General features: G+C 69.5%; 19 protein-coding genes, 1 tRNA gene and 2 pseudogenes. 9 read left to right on the top strand and 13 right to left on the bottom strand.

Annotated elements, in window-relative coordinates; genetic code table 11:
• Positions 1-188 precede the first annotated feature (188 nt).
• Positions 189-1,211: a hypothetical protein gene (locus tag AMIS_RS12675; protein ID WP_014442684.1), complete on the bottom strand. Its 1,023-nt coding sequence runs from the start codon at positions 1,209-1,211 to the stop codon at positions 189-191.
• Between the two features lie 829 nt (positions 1,212-2,040).
• On the opposite strand from AMIS_RS12675, the gene AMIS_RS42590 reads away from it, so the two are divergent.
• On the top strand, positions 2,041-2,394 hold the full coding sequence (locus AMIS_RS42590; RefSeq protein ID WP_157434832.1) for a hypothetical protein: 354 nt from the start codon (positions 2,041-2,043) through the stop codon (positions 2,392-2,394).
• Between the two features lie 119 nt (positions 2,395-2,513).
• Here the strand turns inward: AMIS_RS42590 and AMIS_RS12670 are convergent, their stop codons facing one another.
• Together AMIS_RS12670 and AMIS_RS12665 are read right to left on the bottom strand one after the other, a co-directional pair.
• Entirely contained in the window at positions 2,514-2,801 is a 288-nt protein-coding gene (locus AMIS_RS12670; protein WP_014442683.1) for a hypothetical protein, read from the bottom strand.
• Positions 2,802-3,064: 263 nt separating this feature from the next.
• Positions 3,065-3,385, bottom strand: a complete 321-nt coding sequence (locus AMIS_RS12665; RefSeq protein ID WP_041830778.1) for a helix-turn-helix domain-containing protein — start codon at positions 3,383-3,385, stop codon at positions 3,065-3,067.
• A gap of 912 nt (positions 3,386-4,297) precedes the next feature.
• Here AMIS_RS12665 and AMIS_RS12660 point away from each other — a divergent pair.
• A complete protein-coding gene (locus AMIS_RS12660; RefSeq protein WP_014442681.1) occupies positions 4,298-4,570 on the top strand; it encodes a hypothetical protein in 273 nt (90 codons plus the stop codon).
• Positions 4,571-5,009: 439 nt separating this feature from the next.
• Here the strand turns inward: AMIS_RS12660 and AMIS_RS40480 are convergent, their stop codons facing one another.
• The 4 genes from AMIS_RS40480 to AMIS_RS12645 all read right to left on the bottom strand — a co-directional run bounded on the left by AMIS_RS40480 (position 5,010) and on the right by AMIS_RS12645 (position 9,339).
• The gene (locus AMIS_RS40480; protein WP_051041949.1) at positions 5,010-5,954 is read right to left on the bottom strand and encodes a type II toxin-antitoxin system PemK/MazF family toxin; all 945 of its coding nucleotides are present in this window, start codon (positions 5,952-5,954) and stop codon (positions 5,010-5,012) included.
• Positions 5,955-6,265: 311 nt separating this feature from the next.
• Positions 6,266-8,224, bottom strand: coding sequence for a PAS domain-containing sensor histidine kinase (locus AMIS_RS12650; RefSeq protein ID WP_014442679.1), 1,959 nt, complete (start codon positions 8,222-8,224; stop codon positions 6,266-6,268).
• A 413-nt stretch (positions 8,225-8,637) separates the two neighbouring features.
• Positions 8,638-8,814 (bottom strand): hypothetical protein, encoded by a 177-nt coding sequence (locus tag AMIS_RS42580; protein ID WP_014442678.1) that lies wholly within the window; start codon positions 8,812-8,814, stop codon positions 8,638-8,640.
• An 81-nt stretch (positions 8,815-8,895) separates the two neighbouring features.
• Positions 8,896-9,339: a hypothetical protein gene (locus AMIS_RS12645; protein ID WP_014442677.1), complete on the bottom strand. Its 444-nt coding sequence runs from the start codon at positions 9,337-9,339 to the stop codon at positions 8,896-8,898.
• A gap of 335 nt (positions 9,340-9,674) precedes the next feature.
• Here AMIS_RS12645 and AMIS_RS12640 point away from each other — a divergent pair, with 335 nt between their 5' ends.
• The gene (locus tag AMIS_RS12640) at positions 9,675-12,401 is read left to right on the top strand and encodes a DUF6493 family protein (protein ID WP_157434831.1); all 2,727 of its coding nucleotides are present in this window, start codon (positions 9,675-9,677) and stop codon (positions 12,399-12,401) included.
• Between the two features lie 311 nt (positions 12,402-12,712).
• Here AMIS_RS12640 and AMIS_RS41600 read toward each other — a convergent pair.
• A pseudogene (locus AMIS_RS41600) lies at positions 12,713-12,910 on the bottom strand (transposase); the annotation flags it as partial.
• A gap of 210 nt (positions 12,911-13,120) precedes the next feature.
• Here AMIS_RS41600 and AMIS_RS43340 point away from each other — a divergent pair.
• Complete coding sequence (locus AMIS_RS43340) at positions 13,121-13,273, top strand: hypothetical protein (protein ID WP_014442675.1); 153 nt, start codon at positions 13,121-13,123, stop codon at positions 13,271-13,273.
• A gap of 234 nt (positions 13,274-13,507) precedes the next feature.
• Here the strand turns inward: AMIS_RS43340 and AMIS_RS12635 are convergent.
• A pseudogene (locus AMIS_RS12635) lies at positions 13,508-13,768 on the bottom strand (dihydrofolate reductase family protein); the annotation flags it as partial.
• Between the two features lie 215 nt (positions 13,769-13,983).
• Positions 13,984-14,068, bottom strand: a tRNA-Leu gene (locus AMIS_RS12630).
• A 124-nt stretch (positions 14,069-14,192) separates the two neighbouring features.
• On the opposite strand from AMIS_RS12630, the gene AMIS_RS40475 reads away from it, so the two are divergent.
• The 5 genes from AMIS_RS40475 (at position 14,193) to AMIS_RS12605 (ending at position 20,851) form a co-directional block, all read left to right on the top strand.
• Positions 14,193-15,221, top strand: a complete 1,029-nt coding sequence (locus tag AMIS_RS40475; protein ID WP_172666582.1) for a tetratricopeptide repeat protein — start codon at positions 14,193-14,195, stop codon at positions 15,219-15,221.
• Between the two features lie 33 nt (positions 15,222-15,254).
• Positions 15,255-16,022 carry an enoyl-CoA hydratase/isomerase family protein gene (locus AMIS_RS12620; protein WP_014442672.1) on the top strand — a complete coding sequence of 256 codons (768 nt, stop codon included), beginning with the start codon at positions 15,255-15,257 and terminating at the stop codon, positions 16,020-16,022.
• A 9-nt stretch (positions 16,023-16,031) separates the two neighbouring features.
• Positions 16,032-17,687 (top strand): AMP-binding protein, encoded by a 1,656-nt coding sequence (locus tag AMIS_RS12615; protein ID WP_014442671.1) that lies wholly within the window; start codon positions 16,032-16,034, stop codon positions 17,685-17,687.
• Between the two features lie 123 nt (positions 17,688-17,810).
• Positions 17,811-19,025 (top strand): hypothetical protein, encoded by a 1,215-nt coding sequence (locus AMIS_RS12610; RefSeq protein WP_014442670.1) that lies wholly within the window; start codon positions 17,811-17,813, stop codon positions 19,023-19,025.
• Positions 19,022-20,851, top strand: coding sequence for a B12-binding domain-containing radical SAM protein (locus AMIS_RS12605; protein WP_014442669.1), 1,830 nt, complete (start codon positions 19,022-19,024; stop codon positions 20,849-20,851). Before AMIS_RS12610 ends, AMIS_RS12605 begins: the two co-directional genes overlap by 4 nt.
• Here the strand turns inward: AMIS_RS12605 and AMIS_RS12600 are convergent.
• From AMIS_RS12600 to AMIS_RS12590, 3 genes are all read right to left on the bottom strand, one after another.
• Positions 20,848-21,864 (bottom strand): zinc-dependent alcohol dehydrogenase, encoded by a 1,017-nt coding sequence (locus AMIS_RS12600; RefSeq protein WP_014442668.1) that lies wholly within the window; start codon positions 21,862-21,864, stop codon positions 20,848-20,850. The genes AMIS_RS12605 and AMIS_RS12600 overlap by 4 nt on opposite strands.
• A gap of 81 nt (positions 21,865-21,945) precedes the next feature.
• Entirely contained in the window at positions 21,946-22,446 is a 501-nt protein-coding gene (locus AMIS_RS12595; RefSeq protein WP_014442667.1) for a GNAT family N-acetyltransferase, read from the bottom strand.
• The gene (locus AMIS_RS12590; RefSeq protein ID WP_014442666.1) at positions 22,418-23,422 is read right to left on the bottom strand and encodes a helix-turn-helix transcriptional regulator; all 1,005 of its coding nucleotides are present in this window, start codon (positions 23,420-23,422) and stop codon (positions 22,418-22,420) included. The genes AMIS_RS12595 and AMIS_RS12590 overlap by 29 nt, the downstream gene beginning before the upstream one ends.
• Between the last annotated feature and the right edge of the window lie 27 nt (positions 23,423-23,449).

The raw sequence follows: 23,449 nt of genomic DNA, 5'->3' as shown, positions 1-23,449 counted from the left end.
CGTCCCTGGCCACCCACGCGGCCGGCATCCCGGCGGCGAACCCGCGAGCCAGGAATTGCCGGGCCATCCGCCGTCTCACGCTTTTCCTTCGTACGAGCCCACGCGCCCGCCTCCCGGGAGCGCCGACCCGTCGGCCCCGGATGGCGGAGCGGAGCACCGGGCGGCCACTGCGGGCCGCCCGGCTTGTTTCACCGCTGGAACGACCGCTTCCAGTAGACGTATCCGGTGAAATAGGTGTTCAACAGGTAGATCCGGTTCTGGACGGTGGTGAGCCACAGGTTGTGCGCGGTACTCGAGACGCCGGTGGCGACGGACCAGGTGCCGGCCCAAGCACCGTTCGCGAAGATCTCGGTGAGCAGGACCGGCCCGCTGCCGGTGTTCGGATCGGTCGCGCCACCGCTGAGCCACACCGCGACCTCACCGGAGCCGCCGGAGGTCAGCGCGACGGCGGGCGTGCCGGCCGCCGAGTGCGGCAGGTCGCCGAGCCGCACCGGGTCCGTCCACCGCCCGGTGCCGTAAGTCTGCCGCTGCCAGTAGATCTCTCCGTCGGTGCCGGTGTGGATCGACACCAGTTGGTTCCAGCCCTCGTTGAACGTGACGCTGTTGGCGGTCCAGCTCTGCGCGCGCGGCAGCGGGTCGGAGGGCGCCCACCCGCCCCCGTTGTAGAACATCCCCCACTGGCTCGTGTTGCTGGCGCCGCCCCAGGTCAGGTACATCTCGCTGCCGCGCAACCAGGTGACCGACGGAGACAGGGCCGGCTGGGTACGCGCGTTGTTCGGCACGCGGAACCAGGTGTGGCTGAGCGTGCCGATGCCGCCTGAGGCGAGGATCGGCACGTTGCGGTAGTAGATGTAGCCGTCGGTCCCGGTGTGGAAGACGTAGAAGCCGTCCTCGGTCCAGACCGCCCGAGGCGCAGCCAGGGTTTCGGCGGTCGGCCACGCGACCGCGACGCCGTGGTTCACCGAGATGTAGAGGTTGTTGTTGCCGTATCCCCGCCATACCTGGAGCAGGTTGCCGTTGTTCAGGTTGCGGGCCTCCGAGACGGTGTCGCCGGAGCGCAACGGCTGGTTGTTGGAGATTTCCTGGTTCCAGTTGCTCTCCTCGCCGGGTTGCGCGGCGAGCGCCGGGGCGGCGCCGGCCGTCAGCAGCGTGGCAAGGACGACGAGCGTGGTCCCGAGTAGTCCGGCGCTCCTTCTCACGGGCTTGGACATTTGTTCCCTTCCGTCCGCGGTGCTCCCTAATGCGTTCGGTGTCCTGGACGCTGGGGCGCCTCGGAAGTTCGAAGAACGTGATCCGGCTCGCAGAAGCAAGATTTGGCTGACCACCGGTACGTCGCGCGACCTGGGCCGTTCCGTTAGCTCGCCGAGTCCGTACCGGCGGCGGGCACCGGCCTGACCGGGCCGGATATCAGCCACACTCTGTCCGCGTACCCGGACGATCGCGGGGATGCCCTCGTTCGGCGCGCTCGCCGCCGCTGAGGGCGGCGTCGCGCTCGGCCGGCCCTGGTTCGGGACCCCGGCCCTGGTCCGGCCGGGCCCGGCCGCCATCGTCGCCGCCCTGCTCGACGGCGTGGAACTAATCGGGGTCCACCCCGTGCCGGGTGTGGCCGGCACGGGGGGGCGATCGCGGGCGGCAATCCCGCAGCCGGATGCATCTGATGACCATGGAACGCAGGCCACAGGAGGCGCAGCGGAATCAGGAATTCGGCGCTCGCTCTTGCGCGCCGATTGCCGCTGCTGCTTCTCTAGTCAACTTTCCGGTGCGGTTGTGCAGTGACAGGGCGACGGGACAGCGTGCCCGGGGGCCGGTATGTTCACTGGCACGGCTTCCGGGTATGCCAGTTGCTGGCCGCTGTCGGAGCGCGAGTCGAACGCCGAGCCTGGACCAGCGCTGCAATTACCTCGATCAGCGTCGCCGCGGCTTCGCCTCGCCAGTGCGCAGGAGGTTCGATCGCTGCCTTAACTTGATCCAGTCGCGCCGAGGAGAACGAGTGACAACTTTCGGCGCTGTCGTGTCACCAGCTATAGAGGAATACAACGCATGATCAGTGTGCAGGAATTCGCCCGGCGACTCAGCGATCTGGGCCCCGAGAACGTGACCAGGCATGATGTCGAGGACCTGGCCGATTCAGCGGGGGTGCGAATCGACCCGGCTCGAGGCATCGACGCCGGCCAGGCCCAGCAGTTACTGGACCTGGTGTCGCCATCGGCGCCCGTCAGCGCAGCCGCGATGGTGGCGTCGCCATGGCCGCCGCCAGCGGACGTGCGCCCCACCGTAACTCCGATGGTGTTCTCCAGCCCCGGCGCCGTCGATGCGCCCGCCGACCCGGAGACGCAGCCTCGTAGATCCGGGCGGGCACCGACCGAACGACCCCGCTCCCGCCGAACCCGGTGAGCCTGAGCGCTCACAGCCAAGGTCACGCGTTCGATCGGGAGCCGGCGCTCTCCATCCACGCCTCCGACGCGATACCAGAACCGAAGGTTGGGCATCGGCTTCTCCCCGTGTCGCGATCATCAGGTCACCAACGCGCGGAGCCCGAACAGCAGGGTGTCACCGAGCAAGACGAGGCCGGCGGCTAGCGCGAGCCGGCGCGAAGACTTGCTCGGGGCCTTGGTCCGCATGCTCAGAACCACAAAAACGGAGCTCGCCAGGTTGATCGGTGCGGCGAGCAGAACCGGAAGCCACTCGATGGCCTTCTCGCCGTCCGCGGCCACCAGCCACAGGCCGAATGCCGGCCCGAGACCGAAGAGAATCAGAGCAAGACCTGAGTACCAGCGCAGCTCCCGAGTCGCATCCACCATTCGCGCGGCTCCTTCAGTGGTTACGGTCATCCAAGAGCGTATCGATGGGAGCGAATGTTCGATTCGCCGTTCGGTTTCCACGAGATCTTCCACGCCCTGACCATCGCAGCCTTCACCGCCCACTGCATCGGCATCGCCATCGCGCTGCGCGCCACTGCCGCCTGAACAGCCGCTCGGTCGGTGATACGTACGGTCAGGGGAACGCGGGCCATGCGAAACGGTCCTTCTCTCATGATCGGAGAAGGACCGTGAAGGCGATCGGATTAGGCGGCGTCCGCCTGCTGTCGGTGTGGTTGGTTCCCGTTTCGTTGAAGAGCTTCCTGGAGCTGGTCCTCGAGGACGATGATCCGGCAGACGGCTTCCATGGCGATGCCTTGATCGACCATCTCCCGGGCCCGTGCGGCGAGACGCAGGTGGTGACGCGAGTAGCGGCGGTGGCCTCCGGCCGACCGGGACGGGTTTAACAGTTTCGCCTTCTCCAGGCGGCGCAGGAAATCCTGCGAGGCGCCGGTGATCTCCGCGGCGCGGCCCATCGTGTAGGCAGGGTAGTGCTCGTCGTCGAGCATGTCATCGGGTTGGGCCATCCACACACACCTCTCCATGACGAGGGCCCCGGCGCAGAAGCGCCGGGGCCCAGGGTTACGGAATCACAACACCATCTACCGACAGGTTCGTCGGCTTGCCTTTTCCGCACCTGCCGCCTCTCGCGGATTGCGGTGCGAGGATCGCATAAGCGTGACCGGAGACCACCTCACGTTCGATGGAGACTGCGGTGTCCACCCCAGAACCCGAGAACTGTTCTGACGGCGGGCGATCCAACGGTGCTCGTCCCTCCCTTTCCTCTGCTTCCATTTCCTGTGGTGCTGTCGTACTACCTGCCGGTGTCGGAGCCCCACGCAAACTTCACGGCCCCGCACACGTACGGCTGATCTCCTGCATCAGGTCGAGCCCTGAACCTGCACCGGCCCCACCTGCGTCTGCCCTGACCTGGAGTTACGTCAAGGTCTTGTCGTGCGCCTGCCTTACTGACATGTGTGCGGTGATGCTGTGCCACCGCCGTGCCGAGCGAGCCACGAAACGATCCGGGCCCTGCTTGACGCTCGGTCTTCGTCTGCGTCTTCAACGATCTCTGCTGTCAACGAGAGAAACACTAACCAGGCCCGGCAAGAATGTCTAGTCCCGTCGCCATAGATTTTCTCGGCGAGCCGTGGAGGCTTTCAGCCGTGTCGCCGACGGTCCGCTGAGTCCGCAGCTCACGACCATCCAGCCGCCGCAGAGCCGAGCGCCGCGACGCCATCGTCACAACGCCGGCGGGCCCGGGTGAAGCGGCGAACATTCGTGGCGTTCCCGGGCGCCTTCAGCAATTCGGGCTCGCGAGGCATCACGCCCCACGCCACGGCATGGCGCACGATGCACTCAGGGAAAGCGGGCGAACCAACCCGCGTCTTCCCTGACGATCCAGCGACTCCCCGGCCGTACGAGGAAAGGTCACGCACATGAGCGCCACCGGCACCGACGTCGCCGAGACACTCAACCGCGCGTTCGACGAGCCCGCCATGACGATGACGATCCTGCTCGCCGAGGTCATCCCCGCCCTGGCCGAATACGACCGAGACGCCACCACCGCGGCCGACCCCGAGGGCTATCGCGACCGGATCGTCCTGCACGACGGCAGCATCATCCTCTACAACAGCCGCACCGAACGGTGGACCGTCAGCAGCACCGAGGAAGTCGCCGCGTCCGACCGCCGCCGGACCACGCCGAACTGAACGACCGTCCCCGCACCAACGGATGCCAAGCCCGCGAGGAACACCCCTCGGAAGCCACCGCCAAGGAAAACCGCGATCCCGGCTCATCGGCTTCATGCCTGCAACACCGGACCGACGTCGCCACACACAGTCGGCCCGCTTGCGGCGGTTCCCGACCGGCACCGCAGGGCGCAGTCAGCTACGGCACGTGGCTTGATCCATGGCAACAGCCGCTGGGCCGGTCAAGACGCCGGCCGTGTTGCCACTTGGCACCAGAGCACCGTCGCGGCCGCGGCCCCGTGTATAGCGCGCTCCATCACGTCCGTATCGACGTCCGGTCGCCACGCCGCGAGTTGACTGATCCGCCGTCGGCACGGCGGTGGCGGGCGGCCCGCCTGATAGGTCGTCGAGCCATCACAGCTAGGGCACCAAGCCCTGCCGAGCTTGTTGGACGGCAGGCTCATGAAGTGGCACGCGGCTTCACCCGTTCACGAACCGTGCGCACCGTGCCGTAGCGGGCCAGCCCTCGAAGGTTGTGGAAGCGGTGATAGTCCAGGGTGACCGGGCGCAACTCCAGCCAGCTGTTCTTGTCCAGCACCCGCCGCCATTTCGGGTACGGCAGGAACAGGTAGTGCTCCGGATACCGGGACTTGTCCTGACTCGTGATCTTCAGGACCTCGGCCTGCCGTCGGCCGGTACGCACCACGAGCACAGGCCGATCCTTCGACTCGCCGTCACCCTCCCGGAACGGCACATCGGCATACCAGACCTGACCGGCCTTCGGTGGCCACTGGCCCTGACTACGGTCTCCGGCGTGCGCAAGTGTTCCCGTGCGCCATTGATCGAACAACCGCCATCCGGCGATGACGAGCAGCGCCACCGCCGCGATCTGCACCGTCGTCAGCACCATTCCCCACCGCAACCCCGCTTGCGGCCCGGTTCCCCCGCCGGTCAGCACCGCTATGGCGCCACGCGCGTCCACGGCGAGAGCCAGACCGATACCGGCACCCAACGTCAGCGCGCCGAGCAGGGCGAGCCAGGACGGCGGTAGACGGTCCAGCGCCGCCCACACCGCCACACACCCGAGCACGGCTACCAGTGCGTTCCCGCCGGCGGGTCCCGCCACTCCCCAGGACGGCATTCCCGCGGCGTGCCAGGCGAACACCGTGCACGAGGCCGCCGCCAGCACCGCAACAGCCCGCCCCAGCAACGGAACAAGCCGCAGACCCGGCCACACCGGCCGATACCACCACGCCACCGCCACGGCGAGCGCCGCCGACACCGACAGCCACAGAACAGCCGTACCCGGCCGTTCACCGGCAGCATCCGCGCCGCCGGGACTCACCAGCACCACCGCCGGCCAGGCGAGCAACGCGGCCACGAACCAGAGAGCGAAGATCTTCACCGATAACGAGAGCAGTCCGCCCCGGGTGTTCCCATCACCACGCACCGGCCGAGCCTATGTCCACACCGGACTGCCATCACCACCGATACCGGGCCGCCGGTGAATACTGTCGCGTCCCGGCAGAGCAGGCGATCGGCTGGACGTTTCGGGCACCCCGCCAGTACTCTCCGGCGGTCTATCGGCTTCCAGCTGGAGAGATACGGATGCCGACGCGTTCGCGTACCGCGTCGACGGTGTCCCAGTCGCTGCCGGTGAGGCTGGTCAGGGCCGTGGGGAACACCCCGTCCTGTTCCTTGAGGAATGGGTGTCTTCTACCGGTCGATGCTGCTCGCCCGCCGGGCCGACGCCAGTTTGTGCAGCAGGTCGCCAGCGGTGAAGGGCTTCTCCAGGAAGGTAATGTCCTCGTCCAGGACGTGGGTCTTGCCGAGCAGGCCGTTGCTGTAGCCGGACATGTACACCACGGGCAGGCCCGGGTCGTGCTGGTGCAGGATCTCGGCGAGCTGGGGCCCGGACATCTCTGGCATGATCACGTCGGTGAGCAGCAGGTCGCAGCCGTGCTGCTCGTACAGTTCCAGGGCTTCGGGACCGTTAGTGGCGACGATGACGTGATAGCCGTTGTTGCCGACGATGCGGGCCACGACCCGGGCCAGCGCCGGTTCGTCTTCCACGATCAGCACGGTACGTCCGTCGCCGGGCGATGGCGCCTGCCGGCTGACGACCGTACCGGCGCGGGTAGGTGCTGTCACCAGCGGCAGGTAGATGCGGAAGGTGGTGCCGATGTCGATCTCGGAGTAGACGTTTATGCTACCGCCGGCTTCGGTGACGATGCCGTAGACGGTGGCCAGGCCGAGTCCAGTGCCTTTGCCGTGGGGTTTGGTGGTGTAGAACGGCTCGAAGATGCGGGCGGCGGTGGCGGGCGACATGCCGTGGCCGGTGTCGCTGACCAGCAGGCGGGCGTAGGTGCCGGCAGCCAGCGGCGGCTGCATGTTGATCTCATCGCCGTCGAGGGTGGCGAGGTTGACCTCCAGCACGATCGTGCCGCCCTCCGGCATCGCGTCACGCGCGTTGATGGCCAGGTTCAGCAGAATCTGCTGGATCTGGCCGGGGTCGGCATGCACGGTCAGCGGCTGCTCGCAGGGTATGGCGATCAGGGTGATGTGCTCACCGATGGTGCGATCGAGCATGGCGTGGACCTCGGCGAGCGAAGCGTTCAGGTCGACGTCCTGAGGCTGGATGGCGTCGCCGCGGGTGAAGGTGAGTAGCTGCCGTGTCAGGTTGCTCGCCCGCTCGACCGCGGTGCGGGCCTGTCGCAGGTCGGCCTGAACCTGCGGCCGGTCGGCGGTCTCCTCGATCGCGAAGTCGGTGTAGCTACCGATGATGGCCAGGATGTTGTTGAAGTCGTGCGCGACACCACCGGCCAGCTTGCCGAGGCTCTCCATGCGCTGTGCCTGATGGCTGCGCTCCTCCACCGCGCGCTGGTGGTCGGCGGCCTCTTTGGCGGCGGTGATGTCCCGGGCGATCGCCGAGACACCGATCACCGTGCCGGCCTGATCGAGGATCGGGGTGATGGTCAGGGCCAGGTCGATCGGGGTGCCGTCCTTGCGCAACCGCCGTGCCTCGTACGACCGGGCGCCTTCGCCGTGACGGACGCCGGCCAGAACCTCGTTCTGGTGCTCGGCGCCGGCGGCGTCGGCCAGCACGGTGGCGCGCTGGCCCAGCATCTCCTCGGCGGTGTAGCCGAACAGTTTCTCGGCCCCCCGGTTCCAGGCGGTGACCATCCCCTCAGGGGTGAGCCCAACGATCGCGTCGTCGCTGTGCTCGACCACCGTGGCCAAGGTCGCGCGTTGCGCTTCGGCGAGATCGCGGGCGGCGCGTTCCCGGGCGGCAGCCTCATCGAGGCGGTGCTGGCCCCACGGGTCGACGTAGATGCCCCCGGGACCGAGCAGCACCCCGTAGCCACGGCGCAAAGTCCAGTAGTAGACACCGACTGCGGCGGTAGTGGCGTCCCACAGCGCTGAGGTCCACGACCAGCCGACCGTCTCACCGGCCAGGTGATGCGCCAGCGGCCCTGCGATAATGGCCTGGTAGGCCATCATCGCGTGGAGAGCATGCCCGACGGCGCAACTAAAGAAGATCATCGAGGTGGCCACGGCCAGCTTGTTCGTCCGCAGTTGCCCGGCCCGGGAAACCGGCCCCAGGATCGCCACCGTGATCGACGCGTACGCAAACGTGATCACGATACTCGCCAGCAAGAACATCTGCTCCGGCATGTCTCCCACTTCGGCGACGGACCGGGGATCCTGAGTGATGCGGAACCGGAGCAGCGAGGGCCTCGGCGCGTGGTACACGACGCTTGTTGATCGCAAACCGGTACCGCGACACGGTGATTGCGACGGTGCACCGGCCCTGGTCGCCACGCCGGTCGAACGGTTGGTTGCCCATCCGCGCCCGGCGCTGGTCGCTGGCGTGGATGTAATCCGGCCGACGGTGAACGTGTGGATCTCGACCTGCGGCGGGTCGGGACAGTCAGCGGCGACGCGGACAGCTACGGCAACTTGAGATCTCACCGCCACAAGACCATTCGCAGGGCTGACCGCTGTACCGGTCCTCCTCAACCCCGGACCGGCCGGACGACCTTCCGAGGTGCGCTCGCGTCTGGGGACCACCAGACCGCGCCGTGGCCTCACCCAGCGGCGTAGACCTCGAACGTGATACCGAACCGCCCGCCGAACGCGTGCAGAGCGGCCGGTTCACCGAACACGTACCGCCCTGGCAGGGGCTCACCGTCGATGTCGATCAAAGCCCACCGCTTCGGTACGGCCGATGTAGGGAACGCGTCCATGTTCTCGAAGAAGGGCATCTGGTCGAGGTAGTCACCGCCGCGGTGCTCGACCGTCCACTCGACTAGCTGGCGCGCGTTCGCCGTGACGGGGCCGGCGGGTCAGGCCCATCCGTAGGAATAGACGCCGCCGTTCGCCTCGGTGGCTGTCCGACACAGGCGGTGCAGGTCGGTGGCGAAGGTGCGGAGGCGGTCCGGGTTCCGCTCGGCGAAGTGCGGGAACTGCGCCCAGGCCGGGACCAGCCTGTGCAGGTGCTCGATGTCGGTGTCTGCGACGGCCCGGACCAGGATCGGCGGCACCCGGAGAATGACCCTCCGCTCGTCCGTGGTGGCGTCGATGCGATGCTCCCAGTCTTCGAGGTCGACGTCGGTGCCGCTGCCCAGGATGAGATCGGCGTAGTAGCCGAGCGCCTGGGAGAATCCCACCCCGTCGACCAGCTCGGAGAGCAGGCCGGCGTCCGCCAACGACTGACCCGGACTCCCGGGCCGGTCCAGGACCGCAATGGCGGCAGCGTCGGAACGGGCGGCGAAGTAGCTGTAGTTCATGCCGCACAAGGTAGCGGTCGCCGCGGGCCGCCCGGTGGTGCGGGCGTTGGGCTTGTTCCTCGCCGATCCGCTGGACGTGCCGACGGAGGCAGTCGGATACGTGGCTGGTTGGAGCGGTTTGAGTTTGTAGACCTGCCTTCAAAGTCGTGAAGAAGCCACCGAAGCACGTCGGGTTCACAGTGCTGCCACGGCGCTACATCGTGGAACGGTCACTGTCCTGGCTGATGCGCGCCCGGCGCAACGCCCCGAATCGATCTTCAAGGCCCTACATCAAAGTAAATGTCGTACGCACCGGTTACGGTCGGCGTCATGGTCGACATGGGGTGGGTGACGGTGTGAGCCTGGAGTGGGAGACGGTCGAGGAGCTCGGTCTGCGGAAAGCGTTCGGCAAGCTCGCCGACGTGTTCGTCGCCGCCGGCGAGCAGCAGCGGCTCGCTTTCGCCGACCAGGTGCAGGACCGGATCCTGACCCGCCCGAACGGGCTGTCGTTCGACCGCGACCCGGCGCCCCTGCACGTGTTCGCCGCTCTCGCCTGCATGCCGTCCACCGCCCGCGTCGTCGCCCTGCTGACCCGGCCGCAGCTGAACACCGCGTGGAACTCCGCCGTCCACGACCCTGAGCCTTTGCTGCGGGTCCTCCGGGCCCGCGCGCTTCCGTGGCTGGGCGAGCTCGCCGTCCGGCTCACCGAGCGCCTGCCGGCCCGCGGCGGCGGCTGGTGGCTGACCTCGGCGCTGCTGCTGGAGTCCGGTGCGGTGCCACCGGTCACCGAAGGCGTCGTGCGGGGCTGGCTCCAGGACCTGCTGCGGCCCCGCGGCCTCGTGCGGCACCCGCCGCTGGCGACCCGGTTGCGCGACGACCCGTGGCTGGACCTGCTGCTGCCCGCCGTCTTCGAGATCGACGGCCTGGGTGACGCGGCGGCCCAGCAGTCGTGGGACGCGACCGCCGACCGCGACGATCCCCGGCCGGTCCTGCCCCTCGTGGTGGCCGAGCTGGTCGCCGAGGGCCGCCTCGACCGGCGCCGGATCCTGGCCGCCACCGTCGACAGGCTCGCCCGCGGCGACCGGGCGGCGGCCCTGAGGCCCTTCGTGGTGCAGTTCGACACCCTCGCACCCACCGTCGATGAACTGGCCGGTTTCCTGCCCGAGCTCACCCGGATGCTCGCCGAGGCCCCGTCGGTGGTCGCCGGTGTCGCGCAGCGGGCTCTGCTCGCCGTCGACGCCGCCGGCCGGCTCGACATCGACACGCTGATCGAGGCGAGCGGGGGCACCCTGCGCCGCCCGGAGAAAGCCCTCGTGAAAGCGCAACTGACCTGGCTGGGTAAGGTGGCCGCCCGCGAGCCGGGCCGGGCCGGTGAGGTGCTTGAGACGGCCGCCGCCGCGTTCGAACACCCGGCCCTCGACATCCAGGACCGGGCCCTGGCGGCGATCGCACGCCACCGCACCCGCCTCGACACCGCCACCACCGCCCGGCTCGCCCAGGCCGCCACCGTGCTCACCGGTGACGCCGCCGCCCGAGCGGCAGCACTGTTCGGGCCTGTGCTGGCCGCCACCCCTTCTCCCGTCCAGGCCCCGCCGTCGTCGCTGCCCGTTGTCCTGCCGCCGGCCGGGATGCCGGCGCTGCCTTCACCGCCACCGCCGGCCCGGTTCCCGCCGCCGATCACCGACATTGCCGAACTCGCCGAGGAGATCGTCGCGATCGTGCACCACGAGTCGGCGGTGCGCTGGGAACGGGTGCTCGCCGGTCTGGTGGGTCTCGCTGCCACCGTCGCCCGCGACGACCTGGCGGCGGTCCTCGAACCGGTACTGAAACGATGCTCGGCACAGCTGTGGGTCGGCCCTCTGCGACACCAGGCGCCGGCCGGTTTCCTCGGCGAGGTGATCCATGCCGTCCTGCGGCCCGGCCAGCGCGGCCCCGGCTGGGCACGGATGACCGAGGCCGTCCGCGCGGCCTGGGACGGCGGGCCCGTCCCCGCGAACACACCGGTGCTGCCGACCGGCCCGGACGGCGTGCTGCCGCTGCGCGTCTGCGAGATCGCGATGAACATCGCGGCCGCACCGGTCCCGATGCTGGTGTCCACCCCCACCCACGTCGACGGCAACCTCGCCGCCGAGACGCTGTTCGACCGGCTGTGCCGCGCCGAAGCCGACGGCTGGCAGCCCTGGCAGCTGGACCTGGAACAGGCGCTGCTGCGGACGCCCCGGACCGTCGCCGGCGGCCTGGTGGCCCGGGCGGCGAGGCTGACCAGCCCCGCCGGCCACCGGTTCGCCGCTTGGATCGCCGCCGGCGGGCTGCCCGACCCGATCAGCACCCGCTGGGAACAACGCTCCGGGCCGACGTTCCGGCTCTCCGCCACGTCACCGTTCGCACCACGCCGGGTGCTGGCCAACCTCGCTGCCACCGCCATGCGAGGCCTACGCTTCGAACCGCGGCTCGTCACCCTGACCCACCCACCGGAGCCGGACTGGTTCGCCCGCGAACCCACCCTCGCCGCAGAACTGCGCACCATGGTGCTGCCCCACCACCGTGAAGTGATCGCCGCGTGGGGACTACCCCGGACCGCGGCCCTCGCCGACCTGGACAATCGTGGGGAAGGCGGCCTGCTGCCACTGCTCGCCACCGCCGGCGGCCCACTCGGCCCGGCGATGTCGCTCGCCGTCGCCTACGGGCTGGGAGCCCGCCACGACACCGACCGGGTCGCCGCCGTGGACGCCTTCCTGACTCTGGCCGCCGGCCCGGCCCCGTTCGCGGCCCGGCTCGGCGCCGACCTCGGCGACCTGTGCGGCGACGGCAGCGTCAAACTGACCCGGGTGGTGCCCGGCTTGTGCGACGCCCACGCCGCGGGCGCGTCCGCCGCGGTGTGGGAACTGCTAACGGCAGCCGTTCCGGTCCTACTCGCACCGGCCCCTCGGGGGCTGCCGGATCTGCTCATGCTCGCCGCACAGGTCGCCTCGGCGGTCGGCGTACGACAGCAGATTCCCGGGCTGGCGGAGGTCGCCCACCGTGGTGGTGGCACCCGGGTGGTACGCGAGGCGAAACGCCTCCACGACGCCCTCCACTGCTGACCCCTCACGCTCGCCGCGACTGAGGAGGCCCGGCGCAGAGGCCGTGCCTGCTGCGAGCCGTAATCGCGAACGGCGTTTTCCCCGCCTACTGGAAGTTCATGTCCAGCAGGAACACCAGCGCCCCCACACCAGCCAGGACCGATACGACCGGACGGCCCTACCAGGCCGGATCCTGGCGGGCGCGACGACGGCCGGCGTGGTCTGCCCGTGGCAGGCTGCCCGACAAGACTCCTGTTAGCGGAGGGCACGGATACGGCGCACTCCAAGAACCGCTGCTCCGCAGCGGCCTCAGTCGGTGCGGTGTAACCCTCGGCGCCATACACCTCGGCCAGGTGAGCGCTGATCTCGCCCGTGGTCAGGCCTTTCGCCGATAGCGAGACGACCATGTCCTCGACCCCGGTCAGCCGCCGCTGCCGCTTCTTGACGATCTGCGGCTCGAACGAGCCGTCCCGATCCCGCGGCACGACGATCTCGACCGGGCCGACATCAGTCAGCACCGTCTTGCGCCGAAGTGGTCCCATGTGCGTCATGGGAACCCTCGTCCAGGGCTTCCCGTTTCACCAGCACGGAGGCCGGCCGGCCGCTCGCCGTGTCAAGCTGCCTGACAGCACCGGGCACTCCACCGGCGGCCTCGTCCGAGAACATGTCCCCATGACCGGGGAAAATCGTCGGAGCAAGATAGCCGTTGGCAACGCTGTCCTCCTGGGTAAGGGAGAGGTATGAGCGAGCAGCAGTGGACGCCGATCGAGGAGACGCCCGAGGTGGCGGCCGCCGTCCGGGACGAGAGCACGGTCCCCGAACTGGCCAGTGAGGACGCCGCCGACGAGAGCCCGGAGTTCGTGGAGCCCGCCGAGGACAGCGACCCGCGCTGAGGTCGTGGTAGTCGTGCGGCGATGCGTCGGACTCACCGCCGATCGCGCTCTCCGATGGATATGAGGTGGCCGGGAGCGCGAGCGACGGATTTAGCGTGGTCGTCCTGATTGTCGAGATATAGAGCGCTGGCTGACAACGCCGTGGCCACTTGTGCCCCGGGGACCGATCCGCGAAGCGCTTCCCGGCACAGATCGGTCCTGGTCATCGACCTGACACTGGTGATCGATTGGCGGTCATGCACCCTCGTTGACGGTGCCGGCGGCCTTGTCGTAGCCGGTCGGCGCGGGCGGCTCAGACGGGGCGTCGACGACGCGGATGACGCCGGTCGGGTACGCCTCGGTGGCGATCACCTTGAGGTGGTACGCGCTGTCGCCCTCGTCGAAGAGGCGCTGGCCCTTGCGGCCGGCGACCGGGTGGACGAGCAGGCGCAGTTCGTCGATCGGGCCGGCCGCGAGCAGCTGCTGGACCACGGTGATCGAGCCGGGGATGAGGACGTGTCAATCGCCATGGCCGGAAGCAGGCAGACGGTCGCGGGCGCGCCCGGGGAGTGTTCGCCGGGCGTACCGGAAGACTGTGGGCTTTGACATGCCAGGCTCCCGCGACCGCGCCGAGCTGTACAGCCGCATCGGCCTGCATGACCTACCAACCAGGCCTGAAAACACTGAAGGCCGAGGTCGTCAATGACGACTTCGGCCTTGTGTATAACGCGTGTCCGAGGGGGGACTTGAACCCCCACGCCCGATAAAGGGCACTAGCACCTCAAGCTAGCGCGTCTGCCATTCCGCCACCCGGACCTGCACTTATGCAGCTTATCGCGGGGCTTGCCCCTCGTGCCGCACAGGTCAGAACTGTACACGGCCCTGAACGGCGCCCAAAGCAGGGGTGGCCGGGGCGCGGCGGAACGGGCAGCATGAGGGCGTGCCCCCGCTGACGCAGGCTCTGGAGCGGGCTCGCCGGCTGGTCGCCTCGGGCGATCCGGATGGCGCTCGCCTGCTGCTGGAGCGTGCCGTGGAGCTGGGTCAGACGCGGCTCGGTGAGGATCACCCCGAGGTGCTCAGCACGCAGCTGCACCTGGCGGCCCTCTCGCGCCGCATCGGTGATCCGGCCGGGGCGCGCCGGGTGCTGGAGGAAGCCTACGCCGCCGGCCGGCCTCGGCACGGTGACGCGAGCCCGATCATGCTGCGGGTCTCCTACGACCTCGGCCAGGTCGCGGAGGAGCTGGGCAACCGCCACGAGGCCCGCAAGGCGTTCACCCGGGTCGCCCAGCACGGCCCGGCGGCCCTCGGCGCGCAACACCAGGCGGTCGCCCGGGCGCGGGCTTATCTCCAAGACCCTTCCCCGGTACGGGTGGAAGCCGCACCGCCGAACCGACAACTCCTCGATCCACCCGGCGTGTACCGGGTCCCGCCCCAGCCACCGCCCCTTCAGCAGAAGAAACCGCAGCAGAAGAATCCCCAGCTGGAAGACCCGCAGCTCGAAGACCCTCAGCTCGAAGACCCTCAGCTCGAAGACCCGCAACCGGAAGTCGAGCCCGCCTGGCTACCGGAGATGGAGGACCCGGAACCACCTCCGCAGCACGGGACACAGTCCCGCTACGTGGAGCCGTTCTGGGACCCGGAAGCCCCCGACGAACCCGAAGAAACCCAGAAACCCGACGAACCAGAACGACCCGGGACAACCCCCGAACCAGCACCACCACCACCCGTCGTCACGAAACCGCCGACCTCACGGCTCCCTCCCCCGCCCCACAACCACGACGAACTCCTTCGGTCCGCCGCGAGCATGCTCACCGCGTACCCCTCCATTGCCCGGACCCGGCACCAGCCGGAACCGAAGGACCGGGGTTGGGCGATCCTCCTTGTCGTGATCGCCGCGACGGCGGCGATCGTGGCCGTGGGCGCGCTGGTGTTCGTCCTGGTCGAGCGCGCCGGCACCGGCGGCGGCTAGCGACCGCCCGCCGCGGCGACGATAAGATCAGCCGTGAGTTCTGATCTGTCGGTGACCGTCGGTGACGGGATCGCCCTACTGGAGATGCGGCGGCCGCCCGCGAACCATTTCGACGAGGCCCTGATCGGCCGGATCGTCGATGCGGCGCGTGACCTGGACGGCGACAAGCAGTGCCGGGTCATCGTTCTCGCGTCCCAGGGCAAGCATTTCTGTGGTGGCGCGGATTTCGGCAGCGGCGAGTTCGCGGCCGACCATGTCACGGCGGCGCGGCGGCTGTACGAGAAGGCCGCTCAGCTGTTCGAGATCCGGACTCCGCTGATCGCGGCCGTGCAGGGCACCGCGGTGGGTGGTGGTCTCGGGCTGGCGTGCGCAGCGGATTTCCGGGTGGCGGAGCCGTCCAGCCGGTTCGTCGCGAATTTCGCGCGGCTCGGGTTCCATCAGGGGTTCGGGATCAGCGTGACGCTGCCGGAGATCGTCGGGCGGCAGGCCGCGGCGGACATGCTGCTCACCGGGCGGCGGGTCGGCGGCGAGGAGGCCCTGCGTCTCGGGCTGGCGGATCGGCTGGCCGAGCCGGGGCGGGTGCGTGCGGCGGCGATGGAGCTGGCGGCGCAGATCGCCGAGGCGGCGCCGCTGGCGGTGCGGTCGATCCGGGCGACGCTGCGCGGGGATCTGGCCGCGCGGGTGCGGGACGCGCTGGCGCACGAACTCAGTGAGCAGAAGGTGCTGTGGGCGACCGCGGACAGCTCCGAGGGGATCCGGGCCAGCCTGGAGCGGCGCCCACCGGTCTTCCGCGGCGAATAAGGTGAGGCCATGACCACGTTCCGGCAGGCCCGTGAGTTCCTCCTGGCGCACCGCGACGATTACGACACCGCCTATCGGGATTTCCGGTGGCCGCAGCTGGACACCTTCAACTGGGCGATCGACTGGTTCGACGCGGAGGCGGCCGGCGAGGCGGGGCCGCGGACGGCGCTGTGGATCGTGGAGGAGGACGGCTCGGAGCAGCGGCACACGTTCGCCGAGATGTCCGCGCGGTCGAGCCGGGTGGCGAACTGGCTGCGCGGCCTCGGGGTGAGGCGCGGCGACCGGGTGATCCTGATGCTCGGCAACCAGGTGGAGCTGTGGGAGTGCCTGCTCGCGACGATGAAGCTGGGCGCCGTGGTGATCCCGGCGACGCCGCTGCTCGGGCCGGCTGACCTGCGGGACCGCCTCGACCGGGGGCGAGCCGCGCACGTGATCGTCGGTGCGGCGGACACCGGCAAGTTCGCGGACGTGAAGGGTGATTACACGCGGATCGCGGTCGGCGCCCCGCAGGCCGGCTGGATCGCATACGCGGATGCCGACGACGCCGATGCGGCGTTCACCCCCGATGGCGTGACCAGGGCGGACGACTCGCTGCTGCTCTATTTCACCTCCGGGACCACCGCGCTGCCGAAACTCGTCGAGCACACCCACGCGTCCTACCCCGTCGGGCATCTGTCGACGATGTACTGGATCGGGCTGCGCCCCGGCGACGTGCATCTGAACATCTCCTCCCCCGGCTGGGCGAAGCACGCGTGGAGCAACGTCTTCGCGCCGTGGAACGCGCTGGCATGCGTGTTCATCTACAACTACAGACGCTTCGACGCGTCGAGTCTGCTTACACAGATGGACAGATGCGGGGTGACGAGTTTCTGCGCGCCGCCGACGGTGTGGCGGATGCTGGTGCAGTCCGACCTGACGCAGTTGCGGAACCCGCCGGCCACTGTGGTCGGCGCCGGGGAGCCGCTCAACCCCGAGGTGATCGAGCAGGTGCAGCGGGCCTGGGGTGTGACGATCCGGGACGGGTTCGGGCAGACCGAGACGACCGTGCAGATCGCCAACACCCCCGGTCAGACCGTGAAGCCCGGCTCGATGGGCCGGCCGACGCCCGGCTATAAGGTGGCGCTGGTCGACCCGGCGACCGGCGCCGAGAGCGACGAGGGCGAAATCTGCCTCGACCTGCGCGAACGCCCTCTCGGACTGATGCTCGGCTACCACGGCGACCCCGACCGCAACGCCGAGGCGATGGCCGGCGGCTACTACCACACCGGCGACATCGGTTCCCGCGATGCGGACGGTTATGTCACCTATGTGGGACGCACGGATGACGTGTTCAAGGCCTCGGACTACCGGATCTCGCCGTTCGAGCTGGAGAGCGTGCTGATCGAGCACGACGCGGTGGCCGAGGCCGCGGTGGTGCCGTCCCCGGATCCGGTGCGGCTCGCGGTGCCGAAGGCCTATGTGGCGCTCGCCGAGGGCTGGTCGCCGACCGCGGAGACGGCCCGGGCGATCCTGCTGCACTGCCGGGAGAATCTGGCGCCCTACAAGCGCATTCGCCGTATCGAGTTCGCCGAGCTGCCGAAAACGATCTCCGGCAAGATCCGCCGGGTGGAGTTGCGAGAGCGCCCCGACGCCACCGGAGAATTCCGGGAGGAAGACCTTTTCTGAGTACGGCGTGAAGCAGTCCCCGCAATCTCGCGAGGCGAGCGTCTTTCCAAGTTTGCCGATGCTCGGCACACTTCGGGGTGGGTAACACTACGAAGCCGCCCCGCCGCGAGGAGTGACTGGCCCGTGTGGACCGAGATCCTGTTCGCCTTCATCGGAGCACTGTTCGGGGCAGCGCTGGCACTCGTCCCGGCCGCCGCCCGGCGCCTGCGGGCCCTGCGCAGCAGCCGGGCAGCCCGCAGACGCGGAGACCTTCTACGCAGTCAGCGGGTGCGCGACTGGCTGCTGACCTATTACGCGCGCCGGGGCGTCGCGCTGTTCACCGCCGACATCAACGGCACGACCACCACGATCCCGGTCATCGCCCCCGACGAGTGGATCTTCAATCGGCGGCTGGAGATGACGGCGGACTGGCCGCTCACCCAGCGACCGGCGCCCGCGTCACCGCCACAGCCGGACATGCGAGCCATCAGACGGCGCCTGCGGCTGGGCACGAAGCTCTACGAGACATCCCAGCGATCGCTTTACCTCGACGTCGTACAGCCGGACGAGGACACCCTCCTGGCGACCCGGCCCTGCCGCTATTTCGCCCTCGCGTCGTCCCTGATCGCGCTCGAGGACGAGACGTTCGCCGGCGCGGCAGGCGGGTGGTGGCGGAGGATCCGGACCCCGGTACGGGACCGATTCCTGCCGGGTCCTCCGCAAGCCGGCGTCGCACGGCCGGCCCCGTTCTCCGTCGGTGTGCTCGCCGTCTTCGCCGTGCGCACCTCCCACTCGTACGAGATCGCCATCCAGTCCCGCAGCGGTGAGGTGCTGACCGCGCCGAACGCCAAGGCGGTGATCCCGAACTTCGGGCTGGCGGAGAACGAGCTGGCCGGCCACCGCAGCAAGCTCGGCATCATCGGCTACAACCTCGTCAAGGAGTACCTCGAAGAGCTGTTCGACTACGAGGAGCTGATCGGCGAGGTGCTGGAGCGACGGCACGATCCGGACTGGTTCCTGAACTTCCCCGAGGCCCGGGACCTGCTGGACCGCGAACCGGACGGGATGCTGACCCTGACCTGCCTCGGCATCGGCATCGACTGCTTGAGCGGCACCACCACGGTCGCCGTCCTCGTCGACGTCGAGGACGCCCTGTTCGGCGCCTCGCTCAAGAAGAAGATCATCGCGAACTGGGAGGTATCCATGCCCACCCCCGGATCCCCGCCGGTGCAGTTCATCGACCATCGGGACTCGCGCTTGAGCGCCTGGCACGAGCGCGCCGAATACCAGCCGGGCAGCGCCTTCGCTCTCGCCCTGGCCCTTCCCGAGCTGCGTCGCAGACTGGCCGGCGACCGATGACGAAGGTGTTGCTCGTCAAGCCGCCGGTACGCGCATTCATGGTCAAGATCGGCCGGCACCTGCCGATCGGGCTGATGTATCTCGCCGCGGCGCTGAAGAAGGAAGGCCACGAGGTATCCCTCTTCGATTCACTCGCCTACCTGGACGACAACCATGTGGTCGCCGACGAGGACCTCACCGTCGCCGACCGCGTCAAGCTGGACGCCCATCCGTACTGGAAGCACCTGGTGCACTGGGGGGCGTCCTGGGAGCGGATCGCAGCGGCGATAGCGGCCGCGCAGCCGGACGTCGTCGGCGTCTCCTGCATGTTCACCCCCTACTACGAGCCGGCCTACCAGACGTGCGGCATGGCCCGCCGGCTCGTCCCGGACGCCACGGTCGTGCTCGGCGGGCAGCATCCCACCGCCATGCCGGAGCACTGCCTGACCCACTCGGCAGCCGACCTGGTGGTGCTCGGCGAAGCCGAGCGCACCTTCCCCCGCCTGCTGCTGGCACTGGCCGGGGGCGAACAGCCGGCCGGCCTCGACGGTGTCGGATTCCGGTGCGGTGACGGCTACTGCGACTGCCCGGCCGGGGAGCATCGCCGGCACATCACGCCGAATCGATCCTGGATCCAGGACCTGGACGGGCTGCCCTGGCCCGCTTTCGATCAGGTGGACTTCGCCGACTACGCCGGCAACGGCACCCTGATCACCAGCCGCGGCTGCCCGTTCTCCTGCTCGTTCTGCACGGTCCATGCGACCGTCGGGAAGGCGTTCCGCGCCCGGAGTGTGCAGAGCGTCGTGGAGGAGATCCGGCACGCCGTGGCGGCGTACGGTGTTCGCGGCTTCCACATCGAGGACGACAACTTCACCTTCGACATGGATCGTGTCCTGAGCCTGTGCCACGCACTGATCGCCGAGAAGATGGACGTGGAGCTGTTCCTGCCCAACGGCATCACCGTCATCGGCATGACCAGGGAAATCGCCGCCGTCATGGCCGAGGCCGGATTCAAGCGGCTCTTCTTCGGCCTGGAGACCACCAGCGGGTTCCGCCTCCGGCAGATCAAGAAAGGTTTCACCTCCGCCGACAAGGTGCAGGCGGGCGCGTCGTGGTTCCGCAGCGAGGGGGTGACCGCCTCGGCGTCACTGATCGTCGGACTGCCCGGCCAGGAGATGGCCGAGATGGCGTACGACTCGGCGACCATGCTGGAGCGCGGCGTGCCGTTCATGACCAATCCGTTCTACCCGATCCCCGGTTCGCAGGACTTCCGGATCTGCCGAGAGAAGGGGCTGCTCACCGACGACACCGAGCCGGCGCTCTTCGACATGTTCAACTTCTCCCTGGGTAGTGACCTGCTGAACGCGCAGGAGCTGTACTGGGCATGGATCGCCACCCAGGCCATGTCGGTGTGGCCGGACTTCGTCCGCGCGGGCCACGAGGCCCGCCGGGCCGGACACACGCTCGACACCATGCGGTCGATGCGCGACCTGGTCCGGCACAGCCGAGAGATCCCGCACGACACCCAGCTCAAACAGGCGGTGTCGCCGGTCTCGGTCGACGGAACGATCATCGAGACGGATCGCGACGGCTGCTTCTGCTCCTCGCAGGTGCTGCGGGAACGAGACATCGGCGGCGGGCCGAGGGATGCCTGCGCCTTCACCAGGGACGTCCTGGCCTGGGGTGTCTCGCTGCACACCGGTCGGCCGCACGCCGGGATCCAGGTCAGTGCCTCGGTGTTCGGTCAGGAAGACCCCTGCCGGTTCGAGATCACAGAGACGAGTTGCGACATGCGTACCCGGGTGCTCCGCACTTTCGACGACGCTCTGGCCGAGGCGCTCGGTTAGCCCAGTCGCAGGTTCACCAGGGTCTTCGTCGCCCCGCTGGGATAGGTGGCCCCCTTGTCGAGCAGGTATCGCGGCACGTCGTCCAGCCGGATCACCTCGCCGATCAACGGTTCCGGAGTGATCTCGCCGCCGGCGATCAGATCGATCGCTGAGCCCAGCCCCGCGGAGCCGGCGAGGATGCCGATCACCCGCAGGTCCTTGAGGACGACGTCGCGCGCATCCGACAGAGCCGCGCTGCCGGGTACGCCGATGAGCACGACCACCCCACCAGCGTCGACCTGTGTGATCGTGCGGGCCGGCACTCCCGCGGCCCCGGTGGCGTCCACGACCACGAGATGTTCGCCGTCCGGTGCGGTGTCCGGCGTGTACGTCCGGTGGGCGCCCAGCCGCCGGGCGAGGTCCAACTGCTCAGGCCTGGTGCCGACCACGTCCACGATCGCGCCCCGGGCCCGCGCGGCCTGCAGCACGAGCAACCCGATGGTCCCCGGTCCCCACACGCAGACCCGCTGCCCTGCCTCGACATCCGCGACGGCGACGGCCCGTACCGCGGTGCCGGACGGCTCGGCGAACGCCGCGGCGGGCGGTGGGAGCCCTGCCGGCAGCCGGAAGAGAGCCGGCTCAGGGACGAGCAGGCGGTCGGCGAGCGCGCCGTGCCAGCCACCACGGATGCCGATCTCACACCGGTCGGCGCAGATGTTGTGCTGCCCGCGACGGCAGTGCCGGCAGGTGCCGCATCCGATCTGGGTGTCCCCGGTGACGAACGCGCCGTGCCAGTCCGGGTTGACACCGGAGCCGGCATCGACGACATGCCCGCACCACTCGTGACCGATGCGGATCGGGAACGACGCCGTCCCGTCGGCGAAGTACGGCAACTGACCGGAGAAGATCTCCAGGTCCGTCCCGCACACACCCGCGTGGGAGACCTCGACGACGACCTGGCCCTCCCCCGGCACCGGATCCGGCACCTCCGCGACCTCGGCACGGAACGGCGCGGTGATCACCAGGCTTCTCATCGGCTCTCCCGCCGGTCCGGACGACAGTCGACTGTGACGTTACGTCACAGTCGGCGCTGAGGGCGGGAGGCCGCCGCGTGCTCACGGTTGCCGGTAGCGGTAGCGGACGGCGACCAGGGGCGTGCCCCGGGAGTCGTCGGTCTTCGTGGCGCCGTCGGCGAACCAGCCGCCGGCCTGGTAGAAGCGCCGGGCCCGCTCGTTGGCCTCGAGCACCCACAGGACCACCTCCCGGTATCCGGCGTCGGCGAGCCGCTGCAGGCCCGCCGCCATCAGCAGCCGGCCGGCGCCGCTCCCCCAGTGCTCCGGCAGCACGTAGACGGCGCGAACCTCGCCCACCCCATCGGGGTGCGCGGCGACGTTGATGAACCCGGCCACGCCGTCGCTCTCGTGTTCCAGCACGAGCGTCCCGGCGGGGAACACGTCGGACTCGATCAGCTGCCGCCAGACCCGGCTGCGCCGGGCGGGATCGAGGCGGGCCAGGTGGTGGTCGGGCATCACCCCGCGGTACGCCTGCTGCGAGGTCCGTGTCTGGACGACGGCAAGCATGTCCGCGTCATCCACGGTCGCCGATCTGATTCTCACCCCGTCCATCTTCGTTCACCGGCCGGAGCCGGTGGTGGATGGCGGCGAAGGCGTCGGCGAGCGCCGGTGGCGTCACGTCGTCGAGGTCGGTGTCGAAGGTGATGAACAGCCCGGCGACGCCGGCCCAGGACCAGCCGCCGATCGTCAGCCGGCATCGGTCCGGGCCGGCGGGGGTGACGACGGATCCGCCGGGCGCCCAGCGCGCCACCACGTCGGCGGGCAGGTGCAGTGTCGCGGTGCCGACGCACTGCCATCGGCCGGGGGTGTCGCCGCGGTCGGGGTTCTGGACCACGAGCCTGGTCAAATCGTCGCGGGTGAGGGGCTGCGGGGTGAAGAGCACCCCGGTGGGCATCCGGGGACGGACGCGGTCGACGCGGTACGTCCGCCAGTGGTGGCGAGCGCGGTCCCGGGCGATGAGGTACCACCGGCCGGCCCAGACGACGAGGTGGTGTGGTTCGACCTCGGTCGGCGGCCGGAAACCGGGCTGGTCGTCCGCGTAGTCGAAGCTCAGCGTGCGTCGGGTGCGGATCGCCGAGCCGACGGCCTGCAGGGTGGCGACGTCGATCGGCGGCGCCGAGAACTCCCAGTAGTTGCGCAGGCTGGTGACCTCGAACGCCTCGCTGGCCGCCCGTAACCGCGCGGGCATGACCTGCCGCAGGGTGGTGAGAGCGCGCGTGACGGCGTCGTCGATGCCGGTCACGGTCGCCGGGGCGGTCTGCAGGGCCAGGGCGATGGCGATGGCCTGGTCGTCGTCGAGCACCAGGGGTGGCAGCTTCCCGCCGGCGCCGAGCCGGTAACCGCCGCCGGGGCCTTTGACCGCGTCGACGGGATAGCCGAGCTCGCGCAGGGTGTCCACGTCGCGGCGCAGGGTCCGCGGCGACACGCCGAGCCGCTCGGCGAGGTCGGGTCCGGCCCATTCGATGCGCGCTTGGAGCAGGGACAGCAGGCGCAGGATTCGCGCGGACGTGTCGGCCATGATGCGAGGCTGTCAGAAGTAGCGGTC

Source organism: Actinoplanes missouriensis 431 (genome assembly GCF_000284295.1).
In the GTDB taxonomy this organism is placed as follows: Bacteria; Actinomycetota; Actinomycetes; order Mycobacteriales; family Micromonosporaceae; genus Actinoplanes; species Actinoplanes missouriensis.
This window is presented reverse-complemented; position numbering and strand designations above follow the sequence as displayed.